This is a genomic window from Microbacterium sp. NPDC064978 (assembly GCF_044543605.1).
GTDB classification, from domain to species: domain Bacteria; phylum Actinomycetota; class Actinomycetes; order Actinomycetales; family Microbacteriaceae; genus Microbacterium; species Microbacterium meiriae.
Genome location: NZ_JBITWF010000002.1, coordinates 199954 through 224027 on the forward strand (window position 1 = coordinate 199954; position 24074 = coordinate 224027).

The window sequence follows — 24074 nt, forward strand, 5'->3', positions numbered from 1 at the left end:
GCCGCCCCGTCCGCGCCCGTCGTTGTCGGCTCGCGACAGGTTCGGCCCGTCGGCCCACCCTCTTCCGTGCGCGCCGGCCCCCTGCGGGCGTCCGCGAAGGGGTGGCTCGAACGGAAGGGGGTGGGTCGACGTCAGGAGCCGGCGATGACGGCGAGCACGCCGTCGCCGTAGGCCTCGCGCTTCTTCGCGCCGATGCCGGTGATGCCGTCGAGGTCGGCGTGCGACGTGGGACGATGCTCCGCGAGAGCACGGAGCGTGGCATCACCGAAGACGATGTACGCCGGGACGCCCTGTTCCCTGGCGGTCTCGGCCCGCCAGGCCCGCAGCGCCTCGAACAGCTCCCGGTCTCCGGCGTCGAGGGCGTCGGCGGCACTCGCCTTCCGGGCGCGGGACGGCGAGGACGGGCGTCCGATCGTGTCTTTCCGGAGGGGCACCGCGGTCTCGCCGCGCAGCACCCCGGCCGCCGCCTCCCCCGGCGCGAGCGTGCCGTAGTCGCCCTGCGCGACGAGGATGCCCCGGGCGAGGAGCTGGCGCACCACGCTCCGCCAGTCCTGGTCGGAGAGGTCGGCGCCGATGCCGTAGGTCGCGAGGGCGTCGTGCCGCTGCTGGCGGATGCGCTCGGTCGAGGCACCGCGGAGGATGTCGATGAGGTGGCCCGCGCCGAAGGCCTGATTCCGCTCGCGCTTGAGGCGCACGATGGTGGACAGCAGCTTCTGCGCGGGGACGAGCCCGTCGAAGGTCGCCGTGTCGTCGAGGCACGTGTCGCAGTTGCCGCAGGGCTGCGAGTCCTGACCGAAGTACCCGAGGAGGTTCTGCCGGCGGCACTCCACCGTCTCGCACAGCGCCAGCATCGCGTCGAGGTGCTGCCCCATGCGCATCTTGAACGTGCGGTCGCCGGGACTCTGATCGATCAGACGACGCTGCTGCACGACATCGCCGAGCCCGTACGCCATCCACGCCACGGACGGCTCCCCGTCGCGGCCGGCGCGACCGGTCTCCTGGTAGTACCCCTCGACCGATTTCGGCAGATCGATGTGGGCGACGAAGCGCACGTCGGGCTTGTCGATGCCCATGCCGAACGCGATCGTCGCCACCATCACCACGCCGTCTTCGCGGAGGAAGCGCGACTGGTTCGCCGCCCGCACCTCGGCGGGCAGGCCCGCGTGGTACGGCAACGCGTCGAGACCCTGCGCGGCGAGATAGGTCGCCGTCTGCTCGACGGACTTCCGGCTGAGCGCGTAGACGATGCCCGCCGCGCCCTCCGGCTGCGACCGGATGAACTGCACGAGCTGCTTGCGCGGGTCGACCTTCGGGACGATCCGGTACTGGATGTTGGGGCGGTCGAAGCTCGCGACGAAGTGCTGCGCCGCGTCGAGGTGCAGACGCTCGGTGAGCTCCTTGTGCGTGGCCCGCGTCGCGGTCGCGGTCAGGGCCATGCGCGGGACGCCGGGGAACCGCTCGCCCAGGTCGCCGAGCGCGAGGTAGTCGGGCCGGAAGTCGTGACCCCACTGCGACACGCAGTGGGCCTCGTCGATCGCGATGACGCTGAGCGTGCCGCGCTGCAGGAGGGAGGTCGTCTGCGCGCCCGACAGCCGCTCCGGGGCGACGTAGAGGAGGTCGAGCTCTCCGGCGACGTAGGCACGCTCGACCTCGCGGCGCTCCTCGATCGACTGGGTGGAGTTGAGGTACGCGGCCTTCACGCCGTTGGCGCGCAGCGCGTCGACCTGGTCGTGCATGAGCGCGATGAGCGGGCTGATGACCAGTCCGGTGCCCTCGCGGACGAGTGCCGGCACCTGGTACGTGATGCTCTTGCCGCCGCCGGTGGGCATCAGGACGACGGCGTCGCCGCCGCCGATGACCTGCTCGACGATGGCCGCCTGGTCGCCGCGGAAGTCGTCGTAGCCGAACACGGTGTGCAGTGCCTCGCGGACCGTCGCATACCGGCTGGGCGTGGCGCGGCGGACGGCCGGCGCGGTGGTCACCGCGGTCGTCGGGCCCGGGCCCCAGTCGAGGGGCGGCTCGAAGCCCGCGCCCTGCGGCTCCCAGTCCATCGGCTCCGGCGGCTCGGTCGGCTCCCACCCGTCGTCCCAGGGCTGGTCGGATGCCGCGTCCGGCTCGGGGACCCATCCGTCGTACGGATCGCGGGGAGTCTGCGGCATCCCTCCAGCGTAATCACCCCGACGGACAGCGGCACGGCGACGTCCACAGGCCCGCACCCCCGATCCCGGGCGTAGGTTGGTTCCAGACGCCGGAAGGAGCATCCGATGACCGACATCACCGTGACCCGCAACGACGAGGCCTCCCGCTACGAGATCCGTTCCGATGACGTGCTGGCCGGGTTCGCCGAGTTCGACACCCGCCCCGGCGCGATCCGGTTCCTGCACACCGAGATCGACCCCGCTTTCCAGGGCCAGGGCCTGGCCGGGAAGCTCGCCGCGGCGGCACTGACCGACGTGGCGTCGACGGGCGACGCGATCGTGCCGCTCTGCCCGTACATCGCGAAGTACCTCCAGACGCACGAGGTGCCCGGCGCCGAGATCCGCTGGCCGCAGCGTCCGGGCTCGACGGCGGACGCCCCGGTGCAGGAGGAGTCGGCCGGCGCGGACGAGGACCCCACGGGCAGGGCGGAATGATCGGGCAGCGCCGCCTCGTCCTCGAGCCGCGGGCGGTCCCGCTCGGCGGCGTGCGCGGCATGGAAGTGCTCCGGGTGCTGCCGCATCGCAACCTCCCCACCATCGGCGCGTGGTGCTTCCTCGACCGGTTCGGCCCGGCCGAGACCCGGATGCGCGTCGAGCCGCACCCGCACATCGGTCTGCAGACGGTGACCTGGCCGCTCGTCGGGGAGATCCGGCACCGCGATTCGCTGGGCAGCGACGCCGACCTCCGGCGCGGACAGCTCAACCTCATGACCGCCGGCAACGGTATCTCGCACTCGGAGTACTCCATCGGCGACGACCCCGTCCCGCTCGACGCGCTGCAGTTCTGGGTCGTGCTCCCGGAGTCCGCGCGCCACGGCGACGGCGGCTTCGAGCGGCACACCGATCTGCCGACGACGACGCTGCCGTCCGCGACCGGATCGGACGCCACGGCCACGGTCGTGCTCGGCGAGTTCGCGGGCGTGCACTCGCCGGCGACCGTGCACACACCGATCGTCGGGGCGGAGATCGTCGTGCCGGCTGGAACCGCCGTGCGCCTGCCGCTGCGGCCCGAGTGGGAACACGCGCTGCTCCTCGTCGAGGGCGACGCCGCCGTCCCGGAGCACGCGATGACCCGCAACGACATGCTCTATCTCGGCGATTCCCGCGACGGCGTCGAGGTGACCAGCAGTGAGGGCGGCTTGCTGTTCCTCCTCGGGGGTGAGCCGTTCGAGGACGAGATCGTCATGTGGTGGAACTTCGCCGGGCGCTCCCACGACGAGATCGTCGCCGCCCGCGAGGACTGGGAGGCGGCGTCCCCGCGGTTCGGCGTCGTCGAGGGGCACGACCAGCGCATCCCCGCGCCGCCGCTCCCTCCGGTGCGCCTGATGCCGCGCAGCCGCACCCTCTGACCCCCTCCCGCTGAGGCACTCCCGCTGATTCAGGCACTCCCGCCAACACAGGCACTCTTGGTGCTCCCTGCCTGCTCTCACGCCAGTGCCTGCCCCCGCGCGGGAGCCCCCTGACCCACACACACACCGACCCTTCCCGCTCTTCAGGCACTCGCGCGGGCTCAGGCTCGATTGGCTTTCACCTGCCTGAACCCGCGTGATCGCCTGTTCCGGGACGCAGAAGGAGGGTCAGGCGCGGTCGGGGGTGTGCACGCGCGCGAGGAAGCGGTCCGTGCGGGGTGAGGGTCCGCGGGGGTCGAGCAGCGACACGGCGACCGTGACCCCGGTCGCCAGCGGGATCGTCCAGGCGGCGGGCTGCGCGAGGTAGGGTGCCGCGACGCCGACCCCGTCCACGGCGGCGTGCACGAGCAGGGCGAGGCCGGTCGCGAGACCGCCGCACACCATGCCCGCGACCGCCCCACGCGCGGTGAGGCCCCGCCACCACACGCCCAGCAGCACCACGGGTGAGAGCGTCGACGCCGCCACGACGAACACCACCCCCACGCTCGACACGAGCCCCGCGGGAACCGTGAGCAGCGCGACCCCCAGCGGCACGAGCGCGCACACCACCGCGGACAGCCGGAAGGAGCGCACGGAGCCGGAGAAGACGTCCTGGCTGATGACCCCCGCGAGCGAGACCACGAGTCCGGCCGAGGTCGCCAGGAACGCGGCGAAGGCCCCGGCGACGATGAGCGCCGTCAGCAGTTCGCCGGCCGGCCCGGGGAACACCCGCGACGGGAGCTGCAGCACCACGGTGTCGGCGATCCCGGGCCGCGCGAGGTCCGGGGCGGCGATCCGCGCCAGGAGCCCCATCGCGCTCGACACGGCGTAGAACGCGCTCACCATGGCGATGACGATCACGGTCGTCCGCCGCGCGGAGGCCCCCGTCGGGCTCGTGTAGAACCGCACCAGGACATGCGGCAGACCCATCGTGCCGAGGAGCAGGGCGAGCAGCAGCGACGCGGTCTCGTAGGCGTCGAAGCCCGACGGCCCGGCCTCCGCGGGGAAGACGAGCGCGGGATCGAAATCGTGCGGGCCGCCGCTCAGCGCGAACGCGATGCACACCACCGGCACGAGGAGCGCCGTGAGCTTGAGCCAGTATTGGAATGCCTGCACGAAGGTGATCGCGCGCATCCCGCCCGCGGCGACCGCCGCCGCCACGAGCACCGCGATCGTCACGGCTCCGACCCACTCCGGCAACCCGGCGACCACGACGAGCGTGATGCCCGCGCCGTGCAGCTGCGGCACGATGTAGAGCCAGCCGATGATGAGCACCGCGAGGCTGGTGACCCGGCGCGCGGCCGTCGAGTCGAGCCGGGCCTCGACGAAGTCCGGGATCGTGTACGCCCCGCTGCGGCGCAGGGGCGCGGCGACGAAGACGAGCACGAGCAGATACCCCGCGGCGTACCCGATGGGGAACCAGAACCCGCGGGCGCCGTCCAGCAGCACCAGCCCGGAGAGGCCGAGGAAGGTGCCGGCCGACAGGTACTCTCCGCTGATGGCCGAGGCGTTCCAGACCGGACGCACCGTACGCGACGCCACGAAGAAGTCGCTCGTCGTGCGCGACACCCGCAGCCCGTACACGCCGATGAGGAGGGTGGCGATGACGACCAGGGCGACGCCGACGAGGTCAAGCACGGCGTTCATTCGCGGTCTCGCAGGGCGCGGTACCGCCGCTCGTTGCGGACCGCCGTGCGCACGTACAGCACCGCGAAGACGAGGATCACGGGGTAGAACGCGAAGGCCTGGAGAAGCCATGACAGCGGCAGCCCGCCGAGGACGACGGCGTCGATCTCGGGGATGAGCGCGATCCCGAGCGCCAGAGCGACGACGACAACCACGAAGCCGGCGACGGTGCCCAGGGCGAGCCGGAGCTGGCTGCGCATCAGAGCGCGCGCGTAGACGGCATCGGCCTCCGCGACCGGTGCTCCGGGCAGCGCGATCCCCCGCGTGGCGGCGGAGGAGCGGCGCGGCGGGGTGTCCGCGGTGACCCGCACCCGCTTCGGCGCCTCGGTCATGCCGTCCCCTCGCCCCGCACGAGCGCCTCCCGCACCGCGGGGACGAGCCTCCTGCTCACCGGCAACACGGCCGCGCCGACGACGACCGTGGGCTCCCCGCCCGACAGCCGCGCCTCGGTCACCGCGGCGATCCGGACGAGCGTGGAACGGTGGATGCGGAGGAACCCCACGGGCGCCCATCGGGTCTCGAGCTCGGAGAGGGGGACGCGCACGAGGTGGCCGGGGCCGTCGTCCTCGGTGTGCAGGCGCGCGTAGTCGCCCTGCGCCTGCACCCAGCGCACGTCGCTGCGCCGCACGAACCGCACCGCCGCGCCCACCGTCACCGGCAGCACCTCGTCCTCGCCGCGCGGCGTGGCTTCCTGCGCGACCACCCTGTCCACGGCACTCCGCAGCCGTTCCCGCCGGACGGGCTTGAGGAGGTAGTCCGCGGCGCGCAGCTCGAATGCCTCGACCGCGCGGGCCTCGTCGGCGGTGACGAACACGACCGCCGGCGGCTCCGCGAGACCGAGGAGCGCGCGGGCGAGCTCCGTGCCGAGAAGGCCCGGCATGTGGATGTCGAGGAAGGCGATCCGCACCGCACGCGCGGAGAGCTGACGCAGCGCGTCGGCGCCGTTGCCCGCGGTGAGGATCTCGCCGACGCGCGGGTCGGCGCGCAGCAGATGCACGAGCTCGTCGAGGGCCGGCTGCTCGTCGTCGGCGACGAGGACGTCGATCATGCCGCTCCTCAGTCGTCATCCGGGTCGTGGAGGGGCTGCGATTTCGGGACTCGCATGCGCACCAGGGTACCCGCGCCGGCGTTGGTCTCCACGACCAGCCCTCCCCCGCTTCCATAGACCTGACGGAGCCGGGTGTCGACGTTCCGCAGACCCACGTGACTGCCCTCCTCCCGCGCGGTCAGCAGCGCGCGCAGGCCGTCAGGGTCCATGCCCACGCCGTCGTCCTCGACGAGGATCTCGGTGTGCGTGCCGTCATCTCGGGAGGTGATGCGGATCTCGCCGCCGCCCTCCCCCGGCTCCAGGCCATGCCGCACGGCGTTCTCGACGAGCGGCTGCACCGAGAGGAACGGGATGACCGTCGCGAGCGTCTCCGGTGCGATCTGCAGCGTCACCCGCAGGCGGTCGCCGAATCGCGCGCGCTCCAGTTCGAGGTACGAGTGGATGCTGCCCAGCTCCTCCGCGAGCGTGGTGAACTCCCCCTGGCGACGGAAGGAGTATCGGGTGAAATCGGCGAACTCGAGCACGAGGTCGCGGGCCCGGTCCGGGTCGGTCGTGATGAACGACGCGATCGCGGTGAGGGCGTTGTAGATGAAATGCGGGGAGATCTGCGCGCGCAGAGCCCGGAGCTCGGCCTCCGCGAGCTGGGTGCGCGAGGCCTCGAGTCCCCCGAGCGCGACCTGCGCCGCGCACCAGTCGGCGACCTCCTCCGCCGCCCGCACGAGCGCAGCGCGCACCGGGGACGCGAAGGCGACGACCACCCCGACCGGCACCCCGTCGACGAGGATGGGCGCGCCGACCGCCTCCAGGTCGTCCGTCCGCGAGGGCGCGGGGAACACCTGCCGTCGCCCGGACGCGCGCACCTGGGCGGCGATGCGCACGGCGGCGGATTCGAGCCCGTCCGCGGCGCCGTCGAGCGTGACCGTGTCGTCGTCGCCGAGGATGGCGACCGCAGCGCTGCCCAGCAGGGCCCGCAGGTGCCGGGCGGCCTTGACCGCATCCGGCCCGGTCAGTCCGCCGCGGAGATGCGGGGCGGCGAGGCTCGCCTGATGCAGCGCCCGCAGCGCCCCCTGCTCCGCCTCGCTGCCGAGGTCGGCGGACCCGCGCGCGAACCGGCGGGCGAGCAGCAGCAGCGCCGTGAGGGCGATGCCGCCGAGCGCGCCGAGGACCGCGGCGAGGACGACGTCGTTCATGCGCTCAGCCTAGGGACGCGCGCGCGGAATCAGCGACCCGCGCTTCGACAGGCTCAGCGACCCACCCTGGGTCCCTGAGCCTGTCGAAGGGCCCTGAGCCTGTCGAAGGTCCCTGAGCCTGTCGAAGGGTCAGCAGCAGCGGGCACCGGGATTGCGGTCCTGGTCGTCCATGCGCTGACGCCAGAACTGCCGCTCCGTCAGCGGCTCCTCGCCCGGATGATGCCGACGGTGATGGGCGACGTACGTGGCGTACGCGGTGTCGCCCATCAGCGTCGTCATGTACCAGCGGATGCCGCGGCCGACCCGGCCGAGGGCGCTCCACAGCGCCCGCAGCGGGGAGGTCGCGGCATCCGTCCGATCCATCGCGTGGGTCATCTCAGTGCCGTGCCGCCGCGCGCTCTTCGGCGAGGATCGGCTCCCACTGCTTCTCCAGCTCGCGCTCCTCCGTGTCGGGGAGGAACCCGGCCGGGGCGAAGCGGCGCGACGGCACGGGCGGCTCCTCGGTGTTCTCGCCGCCGCCGTTGCGGATCGCCTTCGCGGTCGCGATGACGGCCATGACGATGACGATGATCGCGAGCACCACGAAGATGATCGACAGCGTACCCTGCACCGCGGTGTTCCGGATGACGGCCTGCAGCACCTCCGGTGCGCCGAGCGTGGTGTCACCGGAGTTCAGCGCCTCCAGGTAGCGGAAGTGGTTCGCCCAGTACCCGATCGCCGGCACCGGCGAGAAGATCTTGTAGAGCGAGGCCGTGATGGTGACGACCGCGGTGAAGGCGAGCGGCAGCGCGATGATCCACAGCCACCGGAAGTAGCTGCGACCACGCTTGGCGACGATGGCCAGCACCACGGCGAGCGCGATCGCCGCGAGCAGCTGGTTCGCGATGCCGAACAGCGGGAAGAAGGTGTTGATGCCGCCGAGCGGGTCGGTGACGCCGAGGATGAGGATCGCTCCCCAGCCGGCCACCATGATCGCGGTGCAGATCCACACCCCGGGGCGCCAGGAGACGTCGCGGAACTTCGGGAACCAGGCGCCGATCGAGTCCTGCAGCATGAAGCGCGCGACTCGGGTTCCGGCGTCCACCGCTGTGAGGATGAACAGCGCCTCGAACATGATCGCGAAGTGGTACCAGAACGCCATGAGCGCCTGCCCGCCGAGGGCCTGCTGCATGATGTGGGCGAGGCCGAGCGCGAGCGTCGGAGCGCCACCGGTGCGCGAGACGATCGATTCCTCGCCGACCGCCGCAGCCGTGCCCGTGAGCATGTCGGGAGTGAGGTTCACCCCGGTCAGACCGAGCGAGTTCACGAAGGCGACCGCTCCCTCCACGGTGCCCCCGGTCGCGGCGGCGGGGGCATTCATCGCGAAGTAGATGCCCTGGTCGATCGAGATCGCGGCGACGAGGGCCATGATCGCGACGAACGACTCCATGAGCATGCCGCCGTAGCCGATGAACCGGGTCTGCCGCTCCTTCTCCACGAGCTTCGGTGTGGTGCCCGACGCGATCAGCGCGTGGAATCCGGACAACGCGCCGCACGCGATCGTCACGAACAGGAAGGGGAAGAGCGGACCCGCGAACACCGGTCCCATGCCGTTCTCGCCGAAGATGCTGACCGCGGGGACCGAGATCTCCGGCCGCACGAGGATGATCGCGCCGGCGAGCATGACGATGACGCCGATCTTCATGAACGTGGAGAGGTAGTCGCGGGGCGCGAGCAGCAGCCAGACCGGCAGCACCGCGGCGATGAACCCGTAGATGATGATGCCCCACGCGATCGTGGTGCGGTCGAGGTGGAAGATCGCCTGGCCCCACTCGGTGCCGGCGACCCAGCCGCCGCCGATGATCGCGGCCATCAGCAGCACGAAGCCGATGATCGAGACCTCGGTCACCTTGCCGGGACGCAGGTAGCGCAGGTACACGCCCATGAAGAGGGCGATCGGGATGGTCATCGCGACGGAGAAGACGCCCCACGGGCTCTCGCCGAGCGCGTTGACGACGACGAGCGCGAGGATCGCCACGATGATGAGCATGATGAGCAGCGAGGCGATGATCGCCGCAGTGCCGCCGATCTTGCCGAGCTCCTGCCGCGCCATCTGGCCGATGGTCCGGCCGCCGCGACGCATCGAGAAGAAGAGCACCGTGTAGTCCTGCACGGCTCCCGCGAGCACGACGCCCACGATGATCCAGATGGTGCCGGGGAGGTAGCCCATCTGCGCCGCGAGCACGGGGCCGACGAGCGGGCCGGCGCCGGCGATGGCGGCGAAGTGATGGCCGTAGAGCACCCGGCGGTCGGTGGGGACGTAGTCCTTGCCGTCCTGCTTCACCTCGGCGGGCGTGGCCCGGCGGTCGTCGGGGCGGGTGATGTACCGCTCGATGACCTTCGAGTAGAAGCGGTAGCCGATCAGGTAGGTGCAGACGGCGGCGAACACGAACCAGATCGCGTTCACGGTCTCGCCGCGCACGATGGCGAGCATCACCCAGGCGACGCCGCCGAGGAGGGCGATGGCCGTCCACAGCAGGATCTTCGGCAGGGTCCAGCGGCCGCTCTTGGCCTCGTGCTCCGCGGAGAGGGCGACGGGTGGGAGGTTCGGGTCGGTCTCGATGACGGGGTCGTCGTCGACGAGCCCGGCGCCGTCGCGGCGGCGCGACGAAGGTGCGGTCATGGGGTTCTCCTCTGGGGGCGCATCATTGCGTCTCCCCACGGTAGGGAGTGCGTCCCGCCGTCGCACCCGGATCCGGGCACGCTGCGACGAGCGGCGGCGGCCATGCGACGAACGGATGCCCGGCAGTCCCCGCTCCGACCGGATGCACGACCCGGAGACGACGGCACGGCCGCCCGACGGATTCCGTCGTGCGGCCGTGCCTGAGTCGTGCAGACGATCCCGGATCACCCGGGGGCGTCGGTCTCCGGGGGCGGGGTCGGCTCCGGGGTCGGCTCCGGCGCGGGAGTCGGATCCGGGGTCGGCGACGGCTCCGGAGTCGGTGTCGGTGTCGGCTTCGGAGCGGGGGTCGGCGTCGGCGCGACCTCCGCGGGCGTCGTGACCGTCACCACGGTGCGCACGGCCGAGTCCCCGTACTGGACGAGTCCGAGGTAGCGGGTCCCGGCGGTCAGACCGGTCCAGCTCAGCTCGTAGCTCGTCTCCTGCCCGCGGACCGCGGCGATCGGGTTCGGCGTCGCGGTGAACGAGCCCTCCCCGTCCGGGAGCACGTTGGCGTAGGTCATGTCCCACGTCATCGGCCCGGTGGTGGAGTACACGTTCGCCACGACCAGGTAGGTGCCCGCAGTCGGCGTGGGGATCGTGACCTGCTCGTCGGCCGAGCCCGTGGCCGACTGCCAGCGCTCGTAGTAGCGCAGGTCGTCGGGGCTCACCACCCGGTAGACGGTGAGGTCCAGGTCACTGCCCTCGTCGTCGGACGAGTCGAGGTCGAACCGGGAGAGCGTGGCGCCCTCCGGCACGTCGACGATCCAGGACACGTCCTTGTTCGCGTCCCCCGACTTCTCGTTCCCCGAGTGCCCCTCGACCGGGTTGTCCGGGTCGCTGAGCAGCTGGAACGGGGTGAGGCCCGAGACGCCCAGTGCCAGATCGCCGTCGAGACCGGGGATGATGTCCACCGTCGTGCTGCCGTCGACGCCGCTGCCGGTGACCTCGGCCGGGGCATCCGCCGTGACCGGGAACACCGCGATCGGCGAGCGCACCGTGTTCTTCTTGCTCGTCCAGGTGAGGGAGCCGGTGGCCCACTGCTCGACCGGAGCGGTGGTGCTGTCGAACGTGACCGTGAACGTCTTCGTCTGTCCCGGCTTGTCGAAGGCGAGCTGAGAGGGAGTGACGGTGACCTTCACGCCCGGGACCGACGCCTTCGCGGTGAACACGCCCTTCTCGGTCGAGGTGACCGAGCGGGTGACGGTCTGCGCGCTGGCCAGGGAGCCGATGGAGATCGATGCCTGGTTCAGGTCGCTGCCGTCGATGGGGTCGATGCCGGGGAAGTCCGACAGCCCCTTCCCGTCGAGGAAGGCCGCCCAGTCCTTGAAGCCGTTGAGGTACAGCAGGCCCGGGTTCAGGTAGCGCTTCGCGTCGATCTGCCCCGCACCCTGCTCGAAGGGGTCCGTGTTCTTCGAGCCGTCGGGCAGCACCGTGTCGTACGCGGTGGTCATCATGGCCGAACGGATCTCCGCCGGAGTCGCTCTCGGGTGCTCCCCGAGGTACAGCGCCCCGAGGCCCGCGATGTGCGGGGAGGCCATCGACGTTCCGGAGAGGATGCCGAAGGTCGGCTCCTCGCCCGGCGCGTTGTGCGTGGCGGCGAGGATCGCGACGCCGGGAGCGGCGATGTCCGGCTTGAGGACGTCGGTGCCGTCGGCCAGGACCGGCCCACGGCTCGAGAATCCGGCGATCTGCGGGGTCGGGGTGGTCACCCCGGTGGTGTTCTCACCGACGAGGGTGATCGGCCGATCGACACCGCCCTGCACGTAGGCGAGCACGGCTGCGCGGTGCACGGCGTTCAGGTGCACCGTCGGCACCGCGTGGAAGTCGTTGTCGAGCGAGTCCGCGCCACCGGGCACGTTCACCAGCACCATGCCGATGCCTCCGGCGTCCTTCACGACCTGGGACTTCTCCGCGCGCGCGTTGCCGCCGCGGTCGCAGACCACGATGTGCCCCGCGACCTTCGTCGGGTCGAGGGTGCCCGGCAGGCACAGCTGCGCATCCACCGCACCGGGCGCCGCGGCATCCACGGCGGCGATGGAGGGCCCGGAGACGCTCTCCCCGAACGGCACGCTCACCGATGCCCCGGCCTCCTCGAAGCCGTCGAACTGCACCGTGCCTTCCCACGTGGGGATGGTGGAGGCGGCGACCGTCGTGTACCACGGCGAGGCGTGGTCGGCGGTGACCGGATCGGGACCGTCGTTGCCGGCGCTGGTCGCGACGAAGACGCCGGCGGCCGCGGCGTTGAGGAACGCGAGGTCCTCTGGCGCCATCACGGTGCTCGCGGCGCCGCCGCCGATCGAGTAGTTGATCACGTCGACACCGTCGGCGACGGCCTGATCGATCGCGGCGACGAGGTCGCTCAGCGCGCAGATGTCATCGGTGGTCACGGTCGTGTCCGGACCGACGTAGCAGGCCTTGTACGCGGCGACCTTCGCTGCGGGCGCGACGCCCGAGATGGTCCCGAAGTCGACGCCCTCGACCGCGGCCTCCACTCCGAAGTCGCCCGCGGCGGTGCTCGCGGTGTGCGAGCCGTGGCCGTCGCCGTCGCGTGGGGAGAGGTAGTCGTACTGGAAGTCGAACCCGGCGGCCTGCGCTCCCGCGAAGAAGTACTGCCCGCCGATGAGCTTGGTGGAGTAGTCGCGCTCGTCCCAGTCCTGGCCGTCGACCATCGCGCCGCGGAACTGTCCGCCGTCGGACTTGTCGAAGTACACGTAGGTGCCGTCGGTATAGGGATCCGTGCCCTTGTGGCGGCTGTTCTGCTTCTTCTGTTGCTTGAGCTTCTTGCCCTCGAACGAGGGGTGCTCGGGAGCGATGCCGGTGTCGATCACGCCGACCACGACACCCTCGCCCGCCTTCTTCACGCCTCCGGTCTGCTGCCACACCCCGCCACGGCCCTTGCGGTCGTCGCCGAGGCCGAGGTAGTCCGTGGAGGTCTGCGCATCGGGGTGACGGATCTCGTCGGGATACACCCCCAGGACGTCCTTCGAGGCACGGAGCTGGTCCACCTGCTCACCCGAGAGGTCGGCGCTGAACCCGTTGAGCACGACCTGGTAGGTCGTGTCCGGCGTGACGCCGACGTCGTTGATGAGGCTCTTCTGCTCGGACTCGAGGTGCTTGACGTACCGCCGCGCGTCCTGCGACTGCGTCTCGAGCTGCTCGCCCTCGTCGGGCTTCGTCGCTTTGAGTCCCTTGACGTCGCCTTCGTAGCTGGCGAGGGGATCGGCCTTCATGATCACGATGTAGTGCCCGGGGGTCCCCGCGACCGGAACGGGGTGCGTCACCTCCCCGGTCGCTGCGTAGCCTGCGGTTGCCGTCGATGCGATGAACAGCGTCGCCAGGGTGGTGGCTGCTGCGATCCGAAGGGGTGTTCGACCCATATCTCGCTCCTGATGATCCGATGATCCCGATGCCGCCTCGTTGCCGCACCGCGGCTCACGATAGACCCGCTCCTCGGCGCCGGATCGAGAACTGAACGATGGTCGAATCCCGATCGCGCCGATCGGTCAGGGTGGACGACGGCCGGGTCTCCGAATGTCGCCAGTAGGCTGGAGACGTGGCCCGTACCTCCGTCCTGTCGACCAGAGTGCTGCTGATCTGCGCAGCGATCGGTGTCGCCACGGGCATCCTCGGCGGCATCGCCGGATGGGTCACTCCCCTCCTCCTGGCCAGCCCGCTGCTGTTCCTCTACGGCCTCGTGCTGGGCTCGCACGTGCTGCCGGGCATCATCGCGCAGGAGGTGCTGCGGCTGCCGCTCGTGGCACTCATCACGCACGTGTTCGCCGCGCTCATCGCGAGCGCCTTCAACCCGGCGTGGTCGTTGCGGTTCATCGGCACGGCGCTGCTGTTCGGCCTCATCCAGGAAGGTGTCGCCGCCCTCACCCGCTATCGCTCCTGGGGCGCCTGGCGGTTCTTCGTCTCGGCGGTCGTGATCGGCGTCGTCGTGGCGGTGGCGGTGTTCTTCGCGGCGAACCTCGCCGTCCTGCCGCTCTGGGCCCAGCTGCTGTACCTGACGATCTCCGTGCTCGGCCCGGTGGCCTGGACGGCGATCGGCCTCGCCATCGGTTCGGCGCTGCGCACCGCCGGCGTCGCACGCCGCTGATCGCGCACGCGCCCTGCTGGCAACACAGGTAAGGCTCAGCTAAGTTAGAGGCACACCCTCCGTCGAACCCGGGACCTGCCGTGCGCCCATCCGCGCCTCTCCTCCGCGTGCGCGAGCTCACCCTCACCCACGCGGATGCCGCGCATCCGTCGCCCCGTGACGTGACCTTCGACATCGACCCCGGTGAGGTCGTGCTGCTGCTCGGCCCGTCCGGCTCCGGGAAGTCGACGCTCACGCTCGCCCTCAACGGCCTCATCCCGCATGCGCTCCCCGCGACCATGTCCGGATCCGTCGAGGCCGGCGGTGTCAACACGACCACCGCGCACACCGCGACCCTCAGCACGTACGTCGCCATGGTCTTCCAGGACCCTGACGCCCAGATCGTCACGGGGACGGTGTACGACGAGGTGGCTTTCGGCCCTGAGAACCTCCTGCTCCCGCTCGGCACCGTGCGGGCACGCGTCGAGGATGCGCTGCGGCGGGTGGGCCTGTGGGAGCGCCGGGACGACAACCCGGACCACCTGTCCGGCGGCGGCCGACAGCGTCTCGCCATCGCCTGCGCCCTCGCGATGGGCTCCCCTCTCATCGTGCTGGACGAGCCGACCGCGAACCTCGACCCGCAGGGGATCGACGACGTGTATGCGGCGCTGACCGAGGTCGTGGCCGCCGGGGACCGGGCGATCCTCCTCGTCGAGCACAACCTCGATGCGGCGATGCGCTTCGTCACGCGCACCGTCGTGCTCGACCGCGAGGGCCGGGTGGTCTTCGACGGTCCGGCCGCCGAGACCATCCGGGCGCATGCCGACGAGCTCGTGGCGATGGGGGTCTGGCTGCCCGCCGCGACGCTCGCTGCGCTCCGCCTCCGCGACCGGGGGATCGTCCTCGACCCGCTGCCGCTGACGCCCGAGGCACTGGCCGCGGCCCTGCCTGCCGGTCCGGCCCGCGCGTCCTCGATCCTCGCCGACGCTCCTCCCGCCGTCGACCGGGAGCCGATCATCAGGGCGCGCGGCCTCACCGTCTCGCGGCGCCGCACCGAGATCCTGCACGGGGTCGACCTCGACATCGCCGCGGGGAGTCTCACCGCGATCGTCGGGGCGAACGGCGCGGGCAAGACCACGCTGATCCAGGCCCTCGCGGGGGTCGTGCCCCCGCCGAAGGGCCGGGTCTCCGTCGACGGCATCGATCCGGGCACCGCCTCCCCCCGGGATCTCGCGGCCCGGATCGGCTTCGTGTTCCAGAACCCGGAGCACCAGTTCATCGCCGCCACCGTGTTCGACGAGCTCGCCCACGGGCTCCGGCTGCGCCATGTGCCGGACGCCGAGGTCAGCGCTCGCGTGACGGAGATGCTCGAGCGGTTCGGGCTCACACACAAGGCCGACGTGCACCCGTTCCTCCTCTCCGGCGGCGAGAAGCGACGACTCTCGGTGGGCACGGCCCTCATCACCCGTCCACCCGTCCTCGCCCTCGACGAGCCCACCTTCGGGCAGGACCGCGCCAGGGCCGCCGAGCTCCTGGACCTGCTGGAGAGTCTCCGGGCGGACGGCACGACCGTCGTCATCGTCACCCACGATCTGCAGCTCGTCGCGGAGCACGCCACCGACACGGTCGTCCTCGCCGACGGGCGGGTCCGGGCCGCGGGCCCCACGGCGGCACTGTTCTCCGATCCCGCGATCCTCCCCTCCGCCGGGTTGCGCGTCCCCGCCCTGCAGCGGGTGCTCGCCGAGGCCGGGTGGGAGGTGACACCGTGACGATGTCCACGCTCGATCCGTATGCGCAGCTCGTGGCCACCTCGCGGCGGCAGTTCCTCTACGGCCTCAATCCGTTGGCGAAGGTCGCCGGCTTCGCCCCCGCGATGCTGCTCCTCGTCTTCGTGCGCGACCTGGCCACCCCGGCCGCCTTCCTCGTGCTCGCGTACGTCCTCATCCTCGTCGGCGCGCGGGTGACGGGCCGCCTTCTCGCGCTGCTCCTGCTGGCCCTCCCTGTGGCTATGGTCGCGATCGGCGTCGGCTTCTCGCTGTGGGTCGACGCGGCCCTGGTCGCGGACACTGCCCCCGTCGTGACGATCGGCGACTGGACCCTCTACGGAGGCGCCCTCCTCATCGGCTTCGCCACGGCGCTCCGGCTCGGATCGATCGTCGCGCTCGCGCTGGTCGGCGGCCTCACCACCAGCGGCTCCGATCTCGTGCGTGCGAGCGTGCAGCAGCTGCGCGTGCCGTACCGCATCGGGTACACGGCCCTGGCCGCCTTCCGCTTCGTGCCCCGGTTCGGGCACGAGCTCGCCGTCATCCGCGCCGCGCACCGGGTGCGCGGTTACCACGGCGGCCGCGGCCCCTTCGCGCGGATCGCCCGCGGCTGGGGGTACATCGTCCCTCTGCTCGCGGGTGCCATCCGGCACGCGGAGCGCGTCGCCCTTGCGATGGACTCCCGGGCGTTCGGCGCGCATCCGACGCGGACCGAGCGGCACCTCGTGCCGTTCCGCACGAGGGACACCGTCTTCACCGTGGTCATGCTCGCCGTGTCAGCCGCGATCTTCGCCGTCTTCTTCCCCTGGCAGCTCCCCTGAAAGGTGCCCGCATGGCATTCAGCAAGATGGTCAAGCCGGAGACGGCCGAGCTCCTGCACCTCACCGTGCTCCGCACCGAACGACTCGCGCCGCACTGGGTGCGGGTGACCCTCGGCGGCGGCGAGATCGACCGCTTCCGCCCGATGGGTTACGACCAGTGGTTCCGACTGTTCCTGCCGATCGGCGGCGAGGCGGGGCTGGAGCGGGTGCCCGCGAAGGCGAACCGGATGTTCGGGTACCTGAAGTTCCTCCGCATCCCCGACGGCGAGCGCCCCGTGATGCGCAACTACACCGTGCGCGCCTACCGCCCGGCCACGGCCGAGACAGGCGCCGAGATCGACGTCGACTTCGTCCTGCACGGCTCGGCGGCCGACGGCACCGCCGGTCCGGCGTCCCGATGGGCGGAGACGTGCGCCCCCGGCGAGCACGTCCTCATCATCGACGAGGGCCTGACATTCAACCCCGAGCGGGGCACCGATCGGGTGGTGCTCGTCGGCGACGAGACCGCCCTCCCCGCGATCGCGTCGATCAGCGCCTCCCTGCCGACCGACTCCTCGGGCACGGCGATCATCGAAGTCCCGTCCACGGAGGACGCCCTGGAGTTCGCGCACCCGTCGGGGCTCGAGGTGGTGTGGGTCGTGCGGCCTCAGGAGATTCCGCCCGGGGCCCTCGCTCTGGACACCCTCGCTCGTACCACTCTGCCCGCCGCGCCGTTCCATGCCTACGCGGCGGGAGAGCAGGCGCTGGCCTCCGGCGTCCGCAAGCAGCTCGTCGGCGAGCGCGGCGTCGACAGGAACGCCGTCAGCTTCTGCGGCTACTGGAAGATCGGTGCCGCCTCCCCCGCCTCGAAGGCCGCCCGCGAGGCCGCCACGGAGCCCCGCACGTAATCCCGGGCACAACTTCGGAGCTAAGACACGACACGCCGGGGCGGACGATGCCGCCCCGGCGTGTCGATGGGGATCTCCGAAGCTGTGCCCGGGGACGTCAGCGCTTGCCGGCGATCTGACGCCCGACGATCTCGCGCATGATCTCGTTCGTGCCGCCGTAGATGCGGTGCACACGGGCGTCGAGGAAGGCCCGGGCGATGGGGTACTCGGTGATGTAGCCGTAGCCGCCGTGGAGCTGGACGCCGGCGTCGAGCACCTCCCACTCACGCTCGGTCGCCCAGAACTTGACCTTCGCGGCCTCTTCCGCCGAGAGCCTGCCGTCCTTGTAGGCCAGCAGCGCGCGGTCGATGAAGGCCCACAGCGCGTCGACCGTGGCGGACATGTCGGCGATGGTGAAGCGGCTGTTCTGGAAGTCGATGATGCGCTCCCCGAAGGCCTCGCGGTCCTTGGTGTACGCGACGGTCCAGTCGAACGCGGCCTGCGCGGCGGCGGCTCCGGCCACGGCGATCGAGAGGCGCTCGAGGGGGAGGTTCATCATCAGCTGGATGAAGCCCTTGCCCTCGACGCCGCCGATGAGGTTCTCCTCCGGCACGAACACGTCGCTGAACGACAGCTCGGCGGTGTCATGGCCGTGGAAGCCCATCTTCGACAGCTTCTTGCCGTTGTCGAATCCCTCCATGCCCTTCTCGATGAGCACGAGGCTGAACGCGTCGGGACGGTTGCCCTCGCCGGTCTTCACGAACGTGACGACGAGGTCGGCGGTCGCGCCCGATGAGATGAACGTCTTCGCGCCGTTGACGATGTAGCCGCCGTCCGTCTTCTTCGCCGTGGTCTTGATGCCGCGGAGGTCGGAGCCGGCGCCGGGCTCGGTCATGGCGAGCGCGCCGACGACCTCACCGGTGGCCATGCGGGGCAGCCACTTCTCCTTCTGCTCCTGCGTGCCCATGTGCACGAGGTACGGCACGGCCAGGTCGTCCTGGATGCCGAAGGCCCCGGCGAGCGATCCCGCTCCGGCCGCGATGACCTCTTCGTTCACGATCGCGCGGAAGCGGTAGTCCTGCAGCATTCCGGCGCCGCCGAACTCCTCCGGCACGGAGAGCCCGATGATGCCGGCCTCACCCGCGGCGCGCATCGTGGCGCGGTCCACCTCGCCGGCGGCGTCCCACTTCTCGATCGCCTCGTGCGTGACGTGGCGCTTGACGAAATCCTTGACGAGGTCGCGGAATGCCTCGTGATCCTCTTCGTAGATGTCGCGTTCCATGCCGTCCTCCCGAACGTGTCGTGCGTCGTTGCTCCGGCGAGTCTACGGCGGGAACACGGGGCAGGGCAGGCGATTGTGAGAATGCATCCCATCGTGGGTGGGACTGGGTATCGCCTTTGTGGAATGCCTCAGTGCGAGCGGATCACACCCCTGCCCCGCCGACTCAATGGTCGTAATCGGGCGCCGCCGGGAGCCCGAAGAACTCCTCCAGCGTGTGATAGCCGCCTTCGTGATACGCCGCCGCGAGCTCCGTGCCGACGTATCGCAGGTGCCAGGGCTCCGGGGCGTACCCGGTGACGGGCGTGCCGACCTGTTCGTAGCGCACGATGAACCCGTACTCCCAGGCATGCGCCGCCACCCACTCGCTCTGACGCGTCGCGCCGAAGCCGTCCAGACCGCCGCAGCCGTCATCACAGGCCACGACGTCGAGGGCGAGACCGGTCTGATGCTCGCTGTGACCCGGTCGCGCCGAGCCCGCATCCGCGTCCGCCTGCCCCTGGTCCCGCACGTGCGCACCGTATGTCGCGACCTGGAGGCCGTAGGAACGGTAGCCGTTGTTCGCTCCGATGCGTCCGACCCCGGCCGCCGCGGCGGCGTCCGCCATGCGCCCGGCGGCGTCGGCGACCTCCGCGCGCACCCGGCCCGACGGGGTCGTCATCTGCAGCGGCACCTGGCTCAGTCCTTCGGGTTCGTAGGCGGCGGGTTCGAGCGGACGCCCCTTGTTGACCACGACCCAGATCCGGGCGGGATCGCTGAGCGAGACACAGGGTGCATTACCGGCGATCACCGCCTCACGGAAGCGCGCTCCACCGCCGAACCCCGCGACGGTGGCGGCGTCGTCCCCGGCCGCGATCGCAGCCTGCACCACGGGGGCGGCGCAGGGGTCCGCCGCAGGGGTCGCCGTGTTCTGCACGGTCGGTACCTGCATCACTGCGACGGGGCGCGGGAGCGGTGGGGATGCCACGGGGGTCGCGGCCGCGCCGGTGAGCGAGAGCACCACGCCGATCGCGGTCACCGCCAGCCCGACCGGCAGGGCGGGTCCGAAGATCGGGGAGCGCGGCGCCGCATGCTGAGCGTACGGCGAGGAGGGCATGCCCCCATTCTTCCATTCGAACATCAGTGCCACACTCACTTGACTTCGATTCGATTCTTTGTTCGACTGGGAGGATGCGGTGGCAGGGACAGAAACTCGCGGACAGCGACGAGGCGGCATTGCCGGGCCTCGAGAACCGTTCGAGCGTCCTCCGCACGGTGACCACACCGGAGTTCGCCGGCATGACGTTCCACGAGGTGCTGTCGAAGTCAGCGCTCAACCACGTCCCCGGGGCGTCGCGCATGCCCTTCGCCTGGACCATCAACCCCTATCGCGGCTGCTCCCATGCGTGCACCTACTGCTTCGCCCGGGGCACGCACGAGTACCTCGACCTCGACGGCGGCGCGGACTTCGACACCCAGATCGTCGTCAAGGTCAATGTCGTCGAGGTGCTCGAGCGGGAGCTGCGCCGCGGGAGCTGGCAGCACGAGACAGTCGCCCTCGGTACGAACACCGACCCGTACCAGCGGGCCGAGGGGCGCTACGCCCTCATGCCCGGCATCATCGAGGCGCTTGCGGCGTCGGGCACCCCGATGTCGATCCTGACCAAGGGCACGCTGATCCGTCGGGACATCCCGCTGCTGAAGAAGGCGGCGCAGCGTGTGCCGGTCGACGTGCAGATGTCGATCGCGATGTACGACGACGCGCTGCAGAAGGCGATCGAGCCGGGCGCCCCGACCACGCAGGCCCGCCTCGACACGGTGCGCGCGCTCGCCGACGCCGGCTTCCCCGTCACGGTGTTCCTCATGCCGATCATGCCGCATCTGACCGACTCCCTTCCCGCGATCGACGACGCCCTCCGCCGTATCAAGGCCGCCGGAGCGCGGAGCGTGATCTACGGGGCCCTGCATCTGCGTCCGGGAGTCAAGCCGTGGTTCTTCCAGTGGCTCGGTGAGAACCGTCCCGATCTCGTGTCGTCGTATCGCGGGCTGTATCCCGGGGCCTCCGTCGAGGCACCGAAGCCGTACCGGCAGTGGCTCGCCAAGCGCGCTCGCCCCCTCATCCGGATGCACGGGCTCGACGGCCGGCACGAAGACGACTATCCGCGGCGCGGGTCCCGCCCGGGCCAAGGGCATGTCCAGACGGAGACGCCGCCGGCCGGGCCGGTCATGTTCACGCCGAGCGGCCGCGCGGCCGCCGCCCCGCCGCAGCCGATGCTGTTCTGACCCGGTCGGCCGGAGGGCGCGGCTCCGCGTAGGCTCGAGGATCATGGCGATCGGTTCGACAGTCCACACGTTCGAGATGCAGCTCGCCGACACCGATCGCGGGGTCTACGAAGACGTCTCGCTCCGGGCCGCCCGGCATCCGTCCGAGACCGACGCGTACATGCTCACCCGGGTCCTCGCCTACGGGCTCGAGTTCGCGGAGGGCATCGCGTTCGGCGGCAGCGTCTCCGACACGGAGGAGCCGGCGGTGCTCGTGCGCGACCTCACGGGCCGAGTCACCGTCTGGATCGAGGTGGGCGCTCCCGATGCCGCGCGGCTGCATCACGCCTCCCGCCTCGCAGACCGGACAGTGGTCTACACGCACCGCGACCCGGCCAAGGTCATGGCGCCGTGGGCCGACAAGCGCATCCATCGTTCCGAGGACATCCGGGTGTACAGCTTCGACCCCGGCTTCATCGAGAGCGCCACGCCCCACCTCGCCCGCCGGAACACCCTGACCCTCACGGTCACCGAGCGCGTTCTCTACCTCGACCTCAACGGCACGTCCCTGACGACCACCCTCCACGAGCACACCCTCCCCTGACACCCCGGCTGCCCGCGCACCTTCCCGGTGCGGAGTGCGAAAAGGCCCCGGAGACCGAAGTCTCCGGGGCCTTTCTGATCCCGAACGCGTCAGGAGGTGAGTTCCGCGGCGGACGGCACGCGCCCCGCGATCTCCTCGATCACGTCGTCGTCCACGCGCGCCTGCTCGAACGGCGCCTCGATCTCGGCGCGACCGAGCAGCTCGGTCATCCGACGCTGGCGCTGCCGCGTGATGAGCGTGACGACCCGGCCCGAGCGCCCCGCGCGACCGGTGCGACCCGAGCGGTGCAGGTACGTCTTGTACTCGTCCGGCGCGTCGGCCTGGACCACGAGGTCGATGTCGTCGACGTGGATGCCGCGCGCGGCCACATCGGTGGCCACGAGGACGTTCACCCGGCCCGAGGTCAGCTTCTCCAGGTTCCGCGTGCGCTTGGCCTGGTTGAGGTCGCCGTGCAGCGAGACCGCGGGGATGCCCGCGTCGTCGAACTGGTCGGCCAGCATGTCGGCGTAGGCACGGGTGCGGGCGAAGACCAGGGTCTTGCCCTCGCGGTCGACGAGCGAGGTGAGGATGTCGGCCTTGTCGCGGTGCTCGATGACGAGCACCCGGTGCTCGATCGTGCTGGAGCCCTGGTCTTCGCCCGCGACCTCGAACACGGCGGGGTCGACGAGGAACTCGTCCACGAGCGCCGCGACCTCGCGGTCGAGCGTCGCGGAGAACAGGAGCTTCTGGCTGCCCTCGGCCGTGCGGCGGAGGATGCGCTGGACGGGCTCGACGAACCCGAGCTCGCACATGTGGTCGGCCTCGTCGAGCACCGCGATCCGGCAGTCCGACAGGTCGAGCTTGCCCTGGTTCATCAGGTCCTCGACCCGGCCGGGGGTGCCGATGACGATGTCGACGCCCTTCTTCAGCGCACCCACCTGACGACCCTGCGGCACACCGCCGTAGATCTGCGTCGTGAACAGGCCCACGCTCCGGGCGATCGGCTGGATGGTCCGGTCGATCTGCAGCGCGAGCTCGCGCGTCGGGGCGAGGATGATCGCGCGCGGCGAGCGGCCGAACTCGCGACGCTTGCCCGCCTGCGACTTCAGCACCCGCTCGACGAGCGGCGCGCCGAAGGCGATGGTCTTGCCGGAGCCCGTGCGGCCGCGGGCGAGCACGTCGCGCCCCTCGAGGACGGCGGGGATGCTCGCCGCCTGGATCGGGAACGGCGTCGCGGCCCCCATGCCGTTCAGGGTCTCGGTGATGTTCGAGCCGAGGCCGAGATCGGCGAACGTGATGCCCTCGACCTCGACGGCCTGCACGGCCTGCGCCTCGAGGCGCTCGTGGACGACGTCGTCGGCCTGCTCGAACGCCGCCTTCGGCTTCGCGTTCCAGTCGTTGCGGGTCGGACGCTCGTCCCGGCGGGGGCGCTCGTCCCGACGCGGACGCTCGGTACGGTAGGCCCCGCCGGTCGACGGCCGCTCGCGCCCGCCCTCGAAGGAGCGCTGCGTGCGGTCGCGGTCGAAGGCGCGGCGGGCACGGGCGGCGTCGTAGGAGCGGTCGGCCCCCTGGTCGTTGCCGCGGGCGCGGTCGCCGCCGCGGTCATCGCGCCGCGGACGGTCGTCGCGGTCGAAGCGCGGACGCTCGTTCCGGCGATCGTCGAAGCGCGGGCGGCCCCCGTCGCGGTGGTCGCCGTCGCGGAAGCCCTGTCGCTGCGAGCCGCCGCGGTCGTCGCGCCGCGGACGGTCGTCGAAGCGGCCGGCCCCTGCGCGGTCGTTGTACCGCGGACGCTCGGAGCGGGCGTCGAACCGGCCGGCGCCTGCGCGGTCGTCGCGGCGGTGCGGGGCCTCGCGGCGTCCGGACTCCGCACGGTTGCGGATGCCGCGGGCCTCGTCGCGGCCGGCGCGCTCCTGAGAGCTCCACCGACGCTTCGGCGCACCGGACTCGGTCTCCTCCGGGCGATAGCCGCGGTGGCCGGGGCTGCGGCTGCCGGGGCGGCGGTCGTACCCGCCGGTCGCCCGGGAGTCGCGGTCCTCGCGAGCGGGACGCTCGTCGCGGGCCGTGTCCCGACCACCGGTCGGTCGGTGGCGGTCGTGGAACGAGGTCTTCTTAGCGCCGTAGCGCGGCTCGAAGTTCGCGGCGGCGCGACCGCCACGGGGCTTCTTGTTCTTGGGCATTCGGGTGTCCTTCTTGCGTTCTCGCACGAGAACAGCGCTGCGCGCACGCGCGAGC

At 71.4% G+C, this 24074-nt stretch carries 19 protein-coding genes; 8 read left to right on the plus strand and 11 right to left on the minus strand.

Annotated elements, in window-relative coordinates; genetic code table 11:
- Positions 1-131: 131 nt before the first annotated feature.
- Entirely contained in the window at positions 132-2159 is a 2028-nt protein-coding gene (gene recQ, locus ACIGJI_RS07915; protein ID WP_363444849.1) for a DNA helicase RecQ, read from the minus strand.
- Positions 2160-2264: 105 nt separating this feature from the next.
- Between recQ and ACIGJI_RS07920 the strand changes: the two genes are divergently transcribed.
- Positions 2265-2633: a GNAT family N-acetyltransferase gene (locus tag ACIGJI_RS07920; RefSeq protein ID WP_315638086.1), complete on the plus strand. Its 369-nt coding sequence runs from the start codon at positions 2265-2267 to the stop codon at positions 2631-2633.
- On the plus strand, positions 2630-3547 hold the full coding sequence (locus tag ACIGJI_RS07925) for a pirin family protein (protein ID WP_363444851.1): 918 nt from the start codon (positions 2630-2632) through the stop codon (positions 3545-3547). The genes ACIGJI_RS07920 and ACIGJI_RS07925 overlap by 4 nt, the downstream gene beginning before the upstream one ends.
- A gap of 228 nt (positions 3548-3775) precedes the next feature.
- On the opposite strand, the gene ACIGJI_RS07930 is transcribed toward ACIGJI_RS07925, so the two are convergent.
- The 7 genes from ACIGJI_RS07930 to ACIGJI_RS07960 all read right to left on the minus strand — a co-directional run bounded on the left by ACIGJI_RS07930 (position 3776) and on the right by ACIGJI_RS07960 (position 13588).
- Positions 3776-5233 (minus strand): cation acetate symporter, encoded by a 1458-nt coding sequence (locus ACIGJI_RS07930; protein ID WP_280569197.1) that lies wholly within the window; start codon positions 5231-5233, stop codon positions 3776-3778.
- Complete coding sequence (locus tag ACIGJI_RS07935; RefSeq protein WP_105949188.1) at positions 5230-5604, minus strand: heavy metal transporter; 375 nt, start codon at positions 5602-5604, stop codon at positions 5230-5232. Before ACIGJI_RS07935 ends, ACIGJI_RS07930 begins: the two co-directional genes overlap by 4 nt.
- Positions 5601-6320 carry a LytTR family DNA-binding domain-containing protein gene (locus ACIGJI_RS07940; protein ID WP_363444854.1) on the minus strand — a complete coding sequence of 240 codons (720 nt, stop codon included), beginning with the start codon at positions 6318-6320 and terminating at the stop codon, positions 5601-5603. The genes ACIGJI_RS07935 and ACIGJI_RS07940 overlap by 4 nt, the downstream gene beginning before the upstream one ends.
- A gap of 8 nt (positions 6321-6328) precedes the next feature.
- Positions 6329-7510: a histidine kinase gene (locus ACIGJI_RS07945; protein WP_363444856.1), complete on the minus strand. Its 1182-nt coding sequence runs from the start codon at positions 7508-7510 to the stop codon at positions 6329-6331.
- 129 nt (positions 7511-7639) lie between these two features.
- A complete protein-coding gene (locus tag ACIGJI_RS07950) occupies positions 7640-7885 on the minus strand; it encodes a YbdD/YjiX family protein (protein ID WP_187663135.1) in 246 nt (81 codons plus the stop codon).
- Between the two features lies 1 nt (position 7886).
- Entirely contained in the window at positions 7887-10172 is a 2286-nt protein-coding gene (locus tag ACIGJI_RS07955) for a carbon starvation CstA family protein (RefSeq protein ID WP_363444858.1), read from the minus strand.
- A gap of 224 nt (positions 10173-10396) precedes the next feature.
- Complete coding sequence (locus ACIGJI_RS07960; protein ID WP_363444860.1) at positions 10397-13588, minus strand: S8 family peptidase; 3192 nt, start codon at positions 13586-13588, stop codon at positions 10397-10399.
- 176 nt (positions 13589-13764) lie between these two features.
- Between ACIGJI_RS07960 and ACIGJI_RS07965 the strand changes: the two genes are divergently transcribed.
- From ACIGJI_RS07965 to ACIGJI_RS07980, 4 genes are all read left to right on the plus strand, one after another.
- Complete coding sequence (locus ACIGJI_RS07965) at positions 13765-14310, plus strand: ECF transporter S component (protein WP_187663132.1); 546 nt, start codon at positions 13765-13767, stop codon at positions 14308-14310.
- An 80-nt stretch (positions 14311-14390) separates the two neighbouring features.
- Complete coding sequence (locus tag ACIGJI_RS07970) at positions 14391-16058, plus strand: energy-coupling factor transporter ATPase (RefSeq protein WP_363444862.1); 1668 nt, start codon at positions 14391-14393, stop codon at positions 16056-16058.
- A gap of 2 nt (positions 16059-16060) precedes the next feature.
- Positions 16061-16873: an energy-coupling factor transporter transmembrane component T gene (locus ACIGJI_RS07975; RefSeq protein WP_363445336.1), complete on the plus strand. Its 813-nt coding sequence runs from the start codon at positions 16061-16063 to the stop codon at positions 16871-16873.
- 11 nt (positions 16874-16884) lie between these two features.
- Entirely contained in the window at positions 16885-17760 is an 876-nt protein-coding gene (locus ACIGJI_RS07980) for a siderophore-interacting protein (RefSeq protein ID WP_363444864.1), read from the plus strand.
- A 97-nt stretch (positions 17761-17857) separates the two neighbouring features.
- Here ACIGJI_RS07980 and ACIGJI_RS07985 read toward each other — a convergent pair whose 3' ends face one another.
- Both ACIGJI_RS07985 and ACIGJI_RS07990 read right to left on the minus strand, forming a co-directional pair.
- Positions 17858-19021 carry an acyl-CoA dehydrogenase family protein gene (locus ACIGJI_RS07985; RefSeq protein ID WP_363444866.1) on the minus strand — a complete coding sequence of 388 codons (1164 nt, stop codon included), beginning with the start codon at positions 19019-19021 and terminating at the stop codon, positions 17858-17860.
- Positions 19022-19184: 163 nt separating this feature from the next.
- Positions 19185-20114, minus strand: a complete 930-nt coding sequence (locus tag ACIGJI_RS07990) for a M15 family metallopeptidase (RefSeq protein WP_363444868.1) — start codon at positions 20112-20114, stop codon at positions 19185-19187.
- 74 nt (positions 20115-20188) lie between these two features.
- Between ACIGJI_RS07990 and ACIGJI_RS07995 the strand changes: the two genes are divergently transcribed.
- Positions 20189-21280 (plus strand): Rv2578c family radical SAM protein, encoded by a 1092-nt coding sequence (locus tag ACIGJI_RS07995; RefSeq protein WP_363444870.1) that lies wholly within the window; start codon positions 20189-20191, stop codon positions 21278-21280.
- A 43-nt stretch (positions 21281-21323) separates the two neighbouring features.
- Complete coding sequence (locus ACIGJI_RS08000) at positions 21324-21863, plus strand: YaeQ family protein (protein ID WP_187663126.1); 540 nt, start codon at positions 21324-21326, stop codon at positions 21861-21863.
- An 89-nt stretch (positions 21864-21952) separates the two neighbouring features.
- On the opposite strand, the gene ACIGJI_RS08005 is transcribed toward ACIGJI_RS08000, so the two are convergent.
- A complete protein-coding gene (locus ACIGJI_RS08005) occupies positions 21953-24019 on the minus strand; it encodes a DEAD/DEAH box helicase (protein ID WP_363444872.1) in 2067 nt (688 codons plus the stop codon).
- Positions 24020-24074: the final 55 nt, after the last annotated feature.